Source organism: Amycolatopsis endophytica (assembly GCF_013410405.1).
Classification (GTDB): Bacteria; Actinomycetota; Actinomycetes; order Mycobacteriales; family Pseudonocardiaceae; genus Amycolatopsis_E; species Amycolatopsis_E endophytica.
The window spans coordinates 60,529-73,388 of the sequence record NZ_JACCFK010000002.1; the positions used below are offsets into that span (position 1 = coordinate 60,529).

Annotated in this window: 8 protein-coding genes and 1 pseudogene; 4 read left to right on the plus strand and 5 right to left on the minus strand. The window is 66.5% G+C overall.

Going from position 1 to position 12,860, the window contains the following annotated elements; translation table 11 throughout:
• Window position 1: 1 nt before the first annotated feature.
• Together HNR02_RS25790 and HNR02_RS35720 are read left to right on the plus strand one after the other, a co-directional pair.
• Window positions 2-1,186 carry a cytochrome P450 gene (locus HNR02_RS25790; RefSeq protein ID WP_179776179.1) on the plus strand — a complete coding sequence of 395 codons (1,185 nt, stop codon included), beginning with the start codon at window positions 2-4 and terminating at the stop codon, window positions 1,184-1,186.
• Between the two features lie 16 nt (window positions 1,187-1,202).
• Window positions 1,203-3,167 carry an acetoacetate--CoA ligase gene (locus HNR02_RS35720; RefSeq protein ID WP_312861164.1) on the plus strand — a complete coding sequence of 655 codons (1,965 nt, stop codon included), beginning with the start codon at window positions 1,203-1,205 and terminating at the stop codon, window positions 3,165-3,167.
• A 94-nt stretch (window positions 3,168-3,261) separates the two neighbouring features.
• On the opposite strand, the pseudogene HNR02_RS36985 reads toward HNR02_RS35720, so the two are convergent.
• From HNR02_RS36985 to HNR02_RS25810, 3 genes and pseudogenes are all read right to left on the minus strand, one after another.
• Window positions 3,262-3,970 (minus strand): annotated as a pseudogene (locus HNR02_RS36985) (acyl-CoA dehydrogenase family protein); the annotation flags it as partial.
• Window positions 3,967-4,707, minus strand: coding sequence for a CoA transferase (locus HNR02_RS35730; RefSeq protein WP_312861165.1), 741 nt, complete (start codon window positions 4,705-4,707; stop codon window positions 3,967-3,969). The pseudogene HNR02_RS36985 and the gene HNR02_RS35730, both read right to left, overlap by 4 nt.
• 280 nt (window positions 4,708-4,987) lie before the next feature.
• Entirely contained in the window at window positions 4,988-5,782 is a 795-nt protein-coding gene (locus HNR02_RS25810; RefSeq protein ID WP_179776182.1) for an alpha/beta fold hydrolase, read from the minus strand.
• A 117-nt stretch (window positions 5,783-5,899) separates the two neighbouring features.
• Between HNR02_RS25810 and HNR02_RS36590 the strand changes: the two genes are divergently transcribed.
• On the plus strand, window positions 5,900-10,873 hold the full coding sequence (locus tag HNR02_RS36590) for an RHS repeat domain-containing protein (RefSeq protein WP_179776183.1): 4,974 nt from the start codon (window positions 5,900-5,902) through the stop codon (window positions 10,871-10,873).
• Window positions 10,870-11,187 (plus strand): hypothetical protein, encoded by a 318-nt coding sequence (locus tag HNR02_RS25820; protein WP_218914267.1) that lies wholly within the window; start codon window positions 10,870-10,872, stop codon window positions 11,185-11,187. Before HNR02_RS36590 ends, HNR02_RS25820 begins: the two co-directional genes overlap by 4 nt.
• A gap of 265 nt (window positions 11,188-11,452) precedes the next feature.
• On the opposite strand, the gene HNR02_RS25825 is transcribed toward HNR02_RS25820, so the two are convergent.
• Together HNR02_RS25825 and HNR02_RS25830 are read right to left on the minus strand one after the other, a co-directional pair.
• Window positions 11,453-12,466 (minus strand): tyrosine-type recombinase/integrase, encoded by a 1,014-nt coding sequence (locus tag HNR02_RS25825; protein ID WP_179776184.1) that lies wholly within the window; start codon window positions 12,464-12,466, stop codon window positions 11,453-11,455.
• Entirely contained in the window at window positions 12,463-12,789 is a 327-nt protein-coding gene (locus HNR02_RS25830) for an AbrB/MazE/SpoVT family DNA-binding domain-containing protein (RefSeq protein ID WP_179776185.1), read from the minus strand. Before HNR02_RS25830 ends, HNR02_RS25825 begins: the two co-directional genes overlap by 4 nt.
• Between the last annotated feature and the right edge of the window lie 71 nt (window positions 12,790-12,860).

Here is a 12,860-nt window from a genome sequence, read left to right on the forward strand (position 1 = left end):
AATGACGATCGCTCCCGCCCCGCACACCGATATCGATCTGTTCTCGGACACGGTCCTCACGGATCCCTACCCCGCCTACGCCGCGTTGCGTGCCTCGGGCGCCGCCGTGTACCTGGACAAGACCGACGCGTGGGCATTGCCGCGGTACGAACACATCCGCGCCGCCCTGCACGACTGGGAAACGTTCTCCTCGGACGCCGGCGTCGGGCTGAACGACGTGGTGAACGGCTTCCTCGTCGGCACGGTGCTCGGTACCGACCCGCCGCAGCACGACACGCTCCGCTCCGTGCTCTCCGAGCAGCTGGCACCCCGCGCCCTGCGGAAGGTCAAGGACGACATCGAAGCGAGCGCCGACAAACTCGTGGACGCACTGGTCACGCGTGGCGAGTTCGACGCCGTGACCGACCTCGCGGCGGCGTTGCCGCTGTCGGTGGTGTTCGACCTCATCGGCCTGCCCGAGCACGCGCGTGAGGACATGCTCCGCTGGGCAGACGGCACATTCACGGTCTTCGGTCCCATGAACGAGCGCACCGAGAAGGGCCTCGGGGTCATCCAGGAGATGTTCGCGTGGCTCGGCACGTTGCGCGCCGAGGACCTGAAACCCGGCAGCATGGGCCGTGCGATCTTCGACGCGGCCGCCGCCGGAAAGATCGGCCAGGACTCGTGCGTTCCGTTGCTCGCCGCATACACCACCGCCGGCATGGACACCACGATCAACGCCATCGCCAATTCGATACAGCTCTTCGCGACCCACCCGGATCAATGGGATGCCCTCCGTGCGAATCCCGACTTCATTCCCAGTGCGTTCAACGAAGTCCTTCGTTATGACGCACCCGTCCAAGCGTTCGCCCGGAAGCTCACGCGGGACGTGACCATCGACGACACGCACATCCCGTCCGGCGCCCAGGTCGTCCTGCTCTACGGATCCGGTAACCGCGATGAACGCCAGTACCCGGACCCCGACAGTTTCGACATCCAGCGCAATCCGGTCGACCACCTGACGTTCGGCTACGGCACGCACACCTGTGCGGGACAGGCGCTCGCGAAGATCGAAGCACACGCGATACTGCGTGCCCTCATCGCGCGGGTACGACGCATCCATGTCGGCGAGCCGGCACGGCACCTGAACAACGTGATTCGTGGCCTGGAATCACTGCCCGTGGTTCACCTCGACATCGATGGCTAGAAGGAGCAAGGCGTCAGTGGCGATCAAGAAACCCGGCTGGGTCCCGACCACGACCGGAGCCGAGAAGGCGCGCATCACCGCGTTCGCGCGGGCGGCCGGCTCACGGACCGGTCTGCCGCTCGACGAGGACTACCGGAGCCTGTGGAAGTGGTCAGTGGACGACCCACAGGAGTTCTGGGCGCTCGTGTGGGACTACTTCGGACTGCCGGAGCGGCCTGCCGGCGGACCGGTACTCGTCGGGGATCGCATGCCGGACGTCGCCTGGTTCCCGGGCGCGGAGCTCAATTTCGCGGCCGAGGTTCTCCAGCGGCGACAGGCGGATGCGGTCGCGGTGGTGACCATCGACGAGCGGTTCGTTCCCGTCGAGCTGACGTGGGGAGAGCTGAGGCGGCAGGTGGCGTCGGTCGCCGCGACGCTGCGGGAGCTCGGCGTCACCCGTGGCGACCGGGTGGTGGGGTATCTGCCCAACGGCGTGGAGGCGGTCGTCGCTCTGCTGGCGACCGCCAGCCTCGGCGCTGTGTGGAGCCTGTGCGGTCTCGACTACGCCGCCGACGCGGCCGTGGCCCGGCTGAGTCAGCTCGATCCGGCTGTGCTGATCGCGGGCGCGACATATGTGAACGCGGGCCGGTTGATCGACCGCGGTGCCGACGTCGAAAAGCTGCGTGCCTCGTTGCCATCGCTGCGGGCGACGATCACGCTCGACGGGCAGGCGGGCACGCTCGCGTGGGACTCCGCTGCCGGAACGGCGGACGCGCCCTTCGAACCCGTCCCCGTGTCGTTCGACCATCCGCTGTGGGTGCTGTTCTCGTCCGGGACGACCGGGCGCCCCAAGGGGATCGTCCACGGCCACGGCGGGGTGACCCTCGAGTCGCGCAAGATCGGTGGCCTGCACCTGAACCTGCGTGCGGGGGACCGGGTCTTCTGGCACACCACGCCGAGCTGGATGATGTGGAACTTCCTCGTCGGCACGCTGCTGCTCGGCACGACCATCGTGTGTTTCGAAGGCAATCCCGGCCACCCGGACACCGGGACGCTGTGGCGGCTGGCCGAACAACTCGACCTCACCCTGCTCGGCACCAGCCCCGCGTACCTGGCCGCCTGCCGGAAGAACGACACCGGCCCGGCCGGCCGGCGGTTCGGTTCGCTCACCACGGTCGGCGTCACTGGCTCGACGTTCCCCGCGGACCTGCAGAGCTGGCTGTCCTGCCAGTTGGGGCCGCACGTGCAGGTTGCCTCGATGAGCGGGGGAACCGATGTGTGCACGGCCTTCGCCGGCCCCGCCCCCAACGTCCAAGCGCGGGCAGGCGAGCTTTCCGCGCCATGTCTGGGCGTGGCGCTCGACTGCTACGACGACCGGGGCCGGCCGGTCCGGGACGAGGTCGGCGAGCTCGTGGTGCGTGCTCCGATGCCGTCGATGCCGCTCGGTTTCTGGGACGACCACGGCAAGCGCCGTTTTCGCGCCGCCTATTTCGAGCACTTCCCGGGAGTCTGGCGGCACGGTGACTGGGTGACGATCACCGGCCGCGGTTCTGTCGTGATCCACGGGCGGTCGGACGCGACGCTCAACCGTCACGGCATCCGCATGGGCAGCGCGGACATCACGGATCCGGTCGAGTCCCTTCCGCAGGTGGCCGAGGCGCTCGTCATCGGGGTCGAGGAGGGCAACGGTGGTTACTACATGCCGATGTTCGTCCGACTCGCCGAGGGTTACCAGCTCGACCAGCAGCTGATCGACGAGATCCGGGCCACCATCCGCACCCGGACCTCGCCGCGCCACGTCCCGGACGAGATCATCGCTGTTCCAGGCATCCCGCACACGCGAACGGGGAAGAAGCTGGAAGTTCCGCTCAAGCGGCTGTTCCGGGGAGAGGACGCGGAATCCGTTCTGGACCCGGCCAGTGTCGACGACCCCGGGCTTGTCGCCTGGTACTCCCGGTTCGCCAGCGGGCGTAGAGCACACGTGGACGGGATCCACGAGTAACGGTCGCGCGATTCGCGGGCGTCGGGTATCCGGCAAACGAGGGAAGGTGCGTCGTGCCGTTCAAGGCCGAGGGCCAGTATGGACGGCCTCGGGTGGCGCAGTAAACCGCGCCGGCCACCAGCCCGGTCCGCCCCTTCATCGCGGGGCAGCACGGGCGCGTTCCACCCGGGTTGAAGGCCGAAGCGCACCGGCGTCCTTGCTCGCTGGTTCCCGACGCCCGCGGGGACAGCTTGTGCCTGTTCGCCAGGGCGGCGAAACCGGGCGGGTCCGTGGGCGCCACGAACCCGCGCCCCCCACGGACCCGTTCTTGATCCACATCTTGCGGCCGTCGATCACCCAGTCCGAGCCGTCGCGCCGGACGCGGGTGCGCATGTTGCCGGGATCGCAGCCGTGGTCGGGTTCGGTCAGGCCGAAGCCGTCGATGGCCTCGCCCGCCGCCATCGACGGCAGCCACCGCTGCTGCTGCTCCACTGAGCCCCACCGCCAGATCGCGAACATCGCCAGCGCGACACGAGCGAGCGCAGCCCGGAGTCCGACGCCTCCAGTTCCAGGCACGCGAGGCCGTATCCGGTCGCGGACATGCCGGCGCAGCCGTAGCCCTCCAGGTGCATGCCGAGCACGCCGAGGCTGCCGCGGATGTCGGCGATCTCTCCGCGCTCGAACCAGCCAGCGACGAACGGGTCCACCCGCTCCTCGCACAGGCGGCGCACCGAACCTGCGACGGTCTTCTCGTCGGCCGTGAGCAGGTCCGCAAGACCGCCGGGGTCGCGCGGGTCCAGGGGCGGCTGGGTGGTCGTGCTCACCGTGTCGTCTCCTCTGCCAGCCGGCGGCGGATCTCGTCGGTGTGCTGCCCCAGGTGGGGCGGCGCTGTGTAGCGGGTGACCGGGGTGGCCGAACAGATCATGGGGTGCCGGATCTGCGGCGGGGCGCAGCTGTCCACCGCGACGGTCGGCTCCAGGCCGGGGGGAAGCGGCCAGAGCGAGGCCGCAGGCGAGGTCGCCGACCTGTCCGCCGGCACGCCCGCTTCGGCGAGCCGCGCGCTCCACGTGTCCACGGTGTCCCGGGCCGGCCGCTCCTCGAGGGCGTGCCGCAGCGCGTGCCTGTTCCGCACCCGTGCCTCGTTCGTAGCGAAACGGGAGTCCCGCGGCTCCCAGCGTCCTGAGTGCCGCTGGCGTCGTGTTCGGTGAAGCGCGCCGGGTGCCCGGAAGGGTGGACCGGGCCCGATCAGGCCCGGTCCACGGCTGTGTCGAGCTCCGCGGGGCCGCCGGGTCAAGAGCGGAGATCGCGGCAGCGGTGTCTCGAACCCCCGTCGCGGACGATCATGTCCTCGATGACCAGGCTTGGCCGCGTCGATCGGCGCCGAAGGGTCTGCGAGCCCCACAGTCATCGCCGCCGGCCTCGAGACCGTCGTACCGCCCACCCCCACGGCAACGACTCGGCCTCGTGGACGACACAGCCGTCGGCGACATGCCGGCGGACTGTCTTCTCGATGGCATCGGGGCCGGTCGAACCGAAGGCGGCGTATACCTGACGCACCCATTCTGCTCCGGACGTTGGCACTTCCAGCATGGCGTCCGATGTCGTCATGACTCCTCCTGCGGTTGACCAGACTGGCACGCGGCGAGCCCGGAGTGAGGCTGTGGACCAGCCGAACACGGCGTCCGGGTTTCCCCGAGCGAGCAGCGTTCGTGACAGCCGAACCTCGCTGCCGTCGACCGCGGGCGGAAGGTTCACCGCAGCAACGTCCTGTGCCGCAACGAGAATCCGCTCGGTGTGCCCGTCCCGCCCGGATGCGGCGCGGTACGTGGCCGCATCCGACCTCAGCCGGCGTGCTCCGCCGTGACGTGCAGGGACGTCGGGATGAGCGGTCCTACCGGCTTGGTCTTCGTCGCCTCGACCAGGAGGGCGGCGAACTCCGCCGGTTTGCTCAGCCACGGCGAGTGGCCCGTGTCGATCTCCAGCGGGACGACTCCCAGGCGCTTCGCTTGCAGGTGCGCGAGTGCGGGGAAGCAGGTCGTGTCACGCGAGCCCATGATGAAGCTCCGGGAGAGATCTTCCTGCTTCCAGAAGTTCGGGACGAAGACCGGAACGGACAAGGGGGCCAACGGTTCCGGGGTGAGCTTCGAGTAGGCCCAGTCGACCTGCTCCTCCGAGCAGTCGTTGAAGAAGGCCATCACCGCGCCCGGCCGCTCGAAGTAGAACGCCTCGTTGCCTTCGGTCAGCTTGAGGTAAGTGTCCAAAGGTGACTCTGCGGCCACGGGTGACTCCGAGCTGGCGCCGAGGCTCGTCGACGTGGTCTCGTAAGGGAGAGGCTTGCCCTCGACCGGGAGGATCCCCGCCACATAACAGATGTGCGAGACGAGGTCGGGCCGCTCGTTAGCGGCGATGGTGGCGACCACGCACCCGGAAGAATGCCCGACGAGCACGTCGCCAGGCTGCATGAGCTCGATGACGGCGTCACGGTAGCCATCAAGTGTTGCCACTTCGTTGAGCCGGGCACCGTGGCCGGGGAGCTCCACGGCCACGAACTCGTGACCCAGCTTCGCCATCTCCGGCTTGACGAGGTCCCAGGTCCATGCTCCGTGGCAACCGCCATGAACAGCGAGGAAGCGCATGAGAACACCTTTCGACTGAAGCTTCAGGCTCCCGGTGAGGAGCGTCATGGAGTTTGTGCGGGCAGTCAGGAGACTTCCTGCTGCTCCAGTGGGTCGTTGCCGTCCCGGCGTTGCACGGTGAAGGTGGCCGGCGGGTCGAACGGCGAGTCGCCGGAGGTGACGAACTACTACAACACCGAAACCAACCACTACGGCGCCAACAACGGCACCACGGGCGTCGCCTACACCCGCGGCGGCACGCTCGACCACATCGACTACGGCCTGCGCAACGAGAACGGCACCATCTACGCCAACCCCGCGTCCGATCAGGTCCGATTCGCCACCGCCGAGCGCTGCATCCCTTCCGGCGCCATCACCTGCGATCCGGCACAGTTCACCACGGACAACGCGAAGTCCTGGCCGGACACCCCCCAGGACCAGCAATGTCTACCCGGCGCGGTCTGCAACAACCACGCCCCGACGTTCTGGTCGACCAAGCGACTGACCAACATCACCACGCAGTACTACAACGGCTCCGGCTACACGAAGGTCGACTCCTACGACCTGGCACAGCAGTTCTCCGAATCCGGTGACCCCGCACTGTGGCTCAACTCCATCACCCGCACCGGATACACCGCGACCGGCAGCTCGATCGCCCTGCCGCCGGTCACCTTCGCGGGACAGATGATGGACAACCGGGTCGCCGGGTACAACAACCAGCCGCCCATGATCCGCTGGCGGCTCACGAACATCACCGCGGAAACCGGCCAAGCCATCCAGGTGGCATACAGCCAGCCGGAGTGCACGCCCACCAACGTCCCACCCGATCCGGCGCAGAACACCAAAAGGTGCTTCCCGGTCTACTGGACCTTCCCCTATCAGACCGACCCCACCCTCGACTACTTCCACAAGTACCTCACCACCAGCGTCCAAGTGCAGGAACCACACGCACTGTCTCCCACTCAGCGCACCAGCTACACCTACGTCGGCACCCCGGCTTGGCACTTCGACGACAACGAGGTCGTCAAGCCCGCCAACCGCACCTACGGCCAGTTTCGCGGCTACGGCCAGGTCGACGTCAGCACCGGCAGCTCGGCCAACAACACCAACGGCCGCGCCGACGTCCTCACCCTGACCAGGACGACCTACTTCCGCGGTATGAACGGCGACACGCTGCCTAACGGCACCCGGGTCGCCTCTGTCACCAACTCACTCGGCGAGTCAATCCCGGACGACAACGCGTTCGCGAGCATGACTCGGGAAGTGCAAACCTTCAACGGCATCAACGGCCCGCGGCTCTCGAGCACGATCACCGACCCGGTCAAGATCGGAACGACCGCTACTCGCGGGCGTGCGGGCCTCAACGCGCTGACCGCCACGCTCGTGGGAGTGAGCAAGACTCGCTCGTTGACCGATCTCGCGGCCGGCGGAGTGCGAACCGCCAGCACGACCTACCAGTTCGACAGCGCCGGACGCGAGATCAGGAAGACCGACTCCGGAGACGGCGTCCCGGACGTCTGCACCAGCACCAGATACGCCGACAACACCACTTCCTGGATCCGCACTCGCGTCGCCGAGACCATCACCTCGCAGCAGGTGTGCCCACCCCCTGGCGCGACACCCGCTCCGATCCTCTCCGACGTCCGAACGTTCTACGACAACGCCGCCACACTCGGGACCCTGACCGGCCCAGGCGACCCCACCCGACTCGACACGGCGACCGTGAACAACAACGGTGCGCTGACCTTCGCCACCACCGGCACCGGAACGTTCGACAGCTCGGGCCGTCCCCTCACCACGACCGACGGCCTCAATCGCACCACCAAACTCACCTACACGCCCACGAGCGGAGGAGTGCTCACCCAAACCGCAAGCACCAATGCACTCAACCAGACCAGCACCACGACGATCGACCCAGGCCGTGGAGTCACCACGGCGACCGTCGACATCGCGAACCACCGCACGGACGCGACCTACGACGCCCTCGGCCGATTGACCGCGGTGTGGCTTCCAGGCCACTCGAAGGCCGCCAACGCCCCGGCCTCCTCCAGCTACGCCTACCAGCTGGCGCCGAACGCACCGCTTGCGGTGACCACCAATACCCTCATCTTCAACGGCACGACCCACAACTACCTGACCTCGATCGGCATCTACGACGCGATCGGGCAACTTCGACAGGTGCAAACCGCGGCCGAAGGCGGCGGGCGCACCGTCACCGACACCTTCTACGACTCCCACGGCTGGACCGTCACCACCAACGACCGCTACTACACCGATGGGGCCCCGTCGACCACACTGATCTCGGTTGCTGACTCTGCCGTGAACAGCCGCACGATCAACAGCTACGACGGTGCGGGACGGGTCGTCGACATGGCGGCGTACAACGGCCTCAACGCGACGTGGCACACCAGGTCGGTCTACGGCGGAGACCGCACCACCATGTTCCCACCGCCAGGCGGCGTCACTACTGCAACGCTCACAGACGTCCGAGGCAACACGGTCGAAACGCGCCAGTACACGGCACCGCCGACGGTGAACGGAAGCGTTGTATCCGGTGGGGCGTATCAGTCGACGCTGCACGCCTACACGCCACTGGGACAGCTCGCAAAGATCACCGATCCCGGTGGCAACGTCTGGACCACCAGCTACGACCTCCTCGGCAACAAGATCCAAGCCACCGATCCGGCCACCGGCACCACGAAGTACACCTACGACATCGCCAACCAGGTGACAACCACGACCGACAGTCGTGGCCAGACGCTCGCGTTCACCTACGACAATGTCGGCCGGAAGACTGCCGAGTACTCGGGGTCTCTGGCCGGCACCAAGCTCTCCTCCTGGGTCTATGACACGGTGCAGAAGGGCAAGCTCACTTACTCCACGCGGTACACCCCGCAGGGCAACTACCTCGTCGGTTACGGCGGATACGACGGGCAAGGCAACCCGACGAGTATGAGCGTCCAGGTTCCCGCCTCCGAGACAGGGCTGGCTGGCACCTACACGACCCGCTTCGAGTGGAACGACCCAGGCAAACTCGCCTCGATGCTGCCCGCCCCCGGAGGCGGACTGCCCGGCGAGTGGATCGGCACCGCCTACGACTCCCTCGGCAAGCCCAGCTCGAGCATCGGCTACAACAGCTACGTCGAATCCGCCGCCTACACACCGTATGGCGAGCCACTTCGCTACAACCTCGGCCTGTTCAGCAGCAGTAGTGCCCTCACCTACGACTACGACCCGCAAACCCGGCGCCTGACCCACGCCAACTTCTCGGCCCAGCTCGCCACGCCGCAACTCGACGACGTCCAGTACTTCTATGACCCGTTCGGAAACCCGACTCGCTCGGTCAACGTCCAGGGGGGCGCCGGATCACCGGCGAGGACCCAGTGCTACGGATACGACAGCCTCGACCGGCTGAACCAGGCATGGACGGCCACTGACAACTGCGCCGCCGCGCCGAACGCCAGCAACGTCGGAGGAGCCAACCCCTACTGGCTGTCCTGGACCTTCGACCCGACCGGGTTGCGCACTACGCAGGTCAAGCACGCCGTACCAGGAACCACGGGTGACACCACAACCACCTACAACTATCCAGGCCCGGATGCAGCGCAGCGCTCCTCGCTGACCTCGACAGCAACGACCGGACCCGACGCCGCTAGTTCCACGAGCTACACCTACGACTCGGCCGGCAACACGCTGACCAGAGCTCTGCCAAACGGGAACCAGACGCTCACCTGGAGCGAGGAGAACCGCCTCGCCACCGTCACCACCCCTGCCGGCAATACCTCCTACGTCTACGACGCGGACGGCAACGAACTCATCCGCCGGGACCCCGGCTCCACGACACTGTTCCTCCCAGGCCAGGAACTGACCTATAAAGCAGCCACCGGAACCGTCACCGGCACCCGGTACTACACCTTCAACGGCCAAATCGTCGCCATGCGCGTCGGAGGTGCCGACCCCGTGTACCTGGCGGGCGATCCGCACGGCACCGTGCAGGTCGTCTACACCCCCAGCACAGGAACCGTCACCAGGCGGGCTCAGGACCCGTACGGCAACCCGCTCGGCCCAGTCACCACCACAACCAGCGCCGGAACCACGGCGCCCGGAACCTGGCCGGACAACCACGGCTTCCTCGGCAAGTCAGAATCTGCTGCAACCGGCCTCACCGATGTCGGCGCTCGAGCGTACGACCCCACAATTGGGCGATTCATCTCCGTCGATCCCCTGCTGACCTTAAGCGAGTCGCAAGCGGTCAACGGCTACACCTACGCCGCCGGAAATCCCACTCTGAAGAGCGACCCCACGGGCCTCGAACCCCTTGTCCTTCCTCCTGGGATGAAGGGCGGCGAGTGCGACCTCCAGTGCCGTAATGGAGGCTACGGGGCTTCCCCGGGCGACAGCGCCAAGTGGCCGGACTATGTGCAGGAGAAGGCTAACGAAGACGCGCGAAACAAGTGGATTGATCACCATGCTCCGCCCGGGTCGGACGAGACGACGTTGGAGGCTGATCTTCAATCGGTACTTGAGAACACCTCTGCCGATTGGTGGGAGCCCCACTACATCCAGGGTAAGGATGGTGATTGGATAGACTATTGCTTCGGTCGTGCCGGATGTGAAGAGGCTCTGGAGTACCTTCGAGATTCGCACGATGTGGCAGGGGCCAAGTATATCGCCGCAACCTACTGTGCCTTTAATATGGAAATATGTGAGCGCAAATCGCAAATTGCGATCGTCGGCGAGCAGTTGCTCAGCATGGTTCCCTCGTTATTCTCAGGTGGTGCCGCTTTTGCTTCGGCAGGAGGGAAGGCGGCCGCCGCCGGTCGGTCAACTAATCTTGCCGAGGATGTCGGTGGTCCGCCTGGGATCGCCAAACTTCCCCCAGAGCAGCAGCGATCAGTACGATCTCTTCAGCGCCAAGTCGACGAGCATCGACAAAAACTGGACGACTACCGGGCTGACCCCGACGCCTTCGACAATCTCGGCTTCTTGAAGAACGCCCCTAGTCCCGAAATTCGAAATCGGATCATCAATGGTAGAATTAATCACCTGGAGACCGAGATTAGAGGTTTTCAAAGGCAAATCGACGACCTTCTGGGGGGGGGAACTAGTTGAACGAGGCGAACCAGTTGTTTATTTCGGTGCTTGAACTTCGCGCTTTGTGTGATCGCTTGCTGAAGCATTTGTCCGAACTTGAGGGTGAAGGTGTACAGGTCGAACGTGATTACTTTTGGTCGATTCCCGACGAAGATCTGTACGATGTGTACTCCGAACCGGAAACGTTCACGGTCGGACAGGTTTCGGAGTCAATCGGTCATCTGAGGGCTCTGCTTGCGGATGAGTCCATTCAGCCGACTAGGCATATCGTTTGGTTGGCCGACGTTCTTCGTGCGATCGGAACTCCTGCGGCCAGGCGTGCAATCGAATGAAGTTGTTGCGGAGTCAGAACGGTGATCAACCTCCAGTTGGCTTAATGTGTCAAGCGAGCCGGTTCGAATCCCGGATTCGCTCGCGGGATTCGCCTTGGGGAGCACGGTGGGGGAGCAAGTCGGGAGCAGCATCGCGCGCCGAGCGAGCCGGAACTGGCCTCACCCGACCTGAACCACGGTGCTGGCCTGGCGAAGTCGTATTTCTGCTAGTCGGCTCGGTATCGCTCTACATAGTTCACACCCAGGAGGTCACGAGGCCCGTGAGCTAGGCGAGTGGGTGTGGTTCTCCGGTGAGGGCAGCGAGTGCGGCGGCGACCTCGTGGATGCTGGCTCGGATGTACGTGGTTGTGGTTCCGGCGTCGTCGTGTTGGTTGATGTGTCCGGCGTAGGCGCGGGCGATGGCGTAGCCGAAGTTGCGTTCGACCCAGGTGAGTGTGGTGTGGCGGAGCCAGTGGGTGGAGATTTGCTGGGTGGCGACCCAGGGGAGGTGTTTGCCGATTCGGGTCCAGAGGTGGTCGTAGCGTCTGGTGGTGATGGGCCGGCCGTCGGTGTAGCGGAGGAGTTGCCCGTCGCGTGGGGCGTGGCGTTGGTTGGCGTGGTGCCGAAGGTGGGTCATCAGGGTTGGTGACACCGGTTGCCAGCGGACGGTTTCACCTTTCTCGCGCAGGAAGATGAGGCATTGGTCGGGGTCGAGGTCTTGGGGGCGGAGGGCGAGTGCGCCGCCGCGGCGGCAGGCGGTTTCGGTGTGCAGGCGCAGGATCAGGCTGTCGAGTGCGGGGTCGTTGCCGGTGGTGGCGGCGACGTGGTTGATCTCGGCGAGGCGGGTGTCGGCGACGGCGCGGCGGGTGGAGGGCAGGCGGCGGGGCTTGGCGACCTTGCTGGCCGGGTTGTCGGCCGGATCGATCAGCCGGTCGTCTTCGGCGTGGCGGTAGAGGCAGCGCAGCGCGGCGATGAGGTGTTCGCCGGCGCTGCGTCCGCCGCGGGCATTGCGCCGCGGGACTACGTTGATCTTGACGTGTTCGACGAGTTGCTTGATCTCTGATGGAGTGGGTTCGTCGAGACGGCGGTGTCCCCAGTGGGCGTCGATGCGGTTCCAGTAGGAGCCGTAGACGCGGCGGGTGCCATCGGTGACGGCGGCTGAGACGATCGGGATGTACTCGGCGAATGTGGGCACGGGTGGCCGGGCGGCGGGCGCTGCGAGGAGGTCCTCGGGGGACAGGCCCATGCGGGTCAGCAGCAGGCGCGCGGCGTCCAGGTCGGCTGAGGAGGGTGTCGTCATGCGGGATCACCGCCCAGTGCTTCGTTGTGGCGCTGGGTGAGTAGGTCGTCGAGCGCTGCGGGCGGGTGGACGATGAGCAGGTCCTGCTCGGGGTCGGCCGCGAGGAGGACTCGGTCACCGGGGCCCAGGCGGCAGCGGTGCCGGAGGGTGGCGGGCAGGCGGAGGTTCCCCTGCCTGGTCACGCTGAACACACCATGGTCGTCACGGCGGATGAGGAGGAGGCCGCGCGCTTCGCGGATGTCCAGGCGGGTGCCCGGCGTCCACGAGAGTGCGGTCAGCACGGTCCGGTCGGCCACGCGGCCGCGGCAGTCCACGGCCGCCATCCCGTAGACGACGCTGCTCGTGCGAGGCGCCGCGATCGCCGGAAGTGGCAGCGTTCGACGGGCGGTCCTGA

Bases quoted from the DNA above. Each gene is read 5' to 3' on its own strand.
- HNR02_RS25830 (WP_179776185.1), bottom strand. From the start codon at position 12,789: ATGGCGGCCGTGGACTGCCGCGGCCGCGTGGCCGACCGGACCGTGCTG.
- HNR02_RS25825 (WP_179776184.1), bottom strand. From the start codon at position 12,466: ATGACGACACCCTCCTCAGCCGACCTGGACGCCGCGCGCCTGCTGCTG.
- HNR02_RS25810 (WP_179776182.1), bottom strand. From the start codon at position 5,782: ATGCGCTTCCTCGCTGTTCATGGCGGTTGCCACGGAGCATGGACCTGG.
- HNR02_RS35730 (WP_312861165.1), bottom strand. From the start codon at position 4,707: ATGGGTGCGTCAGGTATACGCCGCCTTCGGTTCGACCGGCCCCGATGC.
- HNR02_RS25790 (WP_179776179.1), top strand. From the start codon at position 2: ATGACGATCGCTCCCGCCCCGCACACCGATATCGATCTGTTCTCGGAC.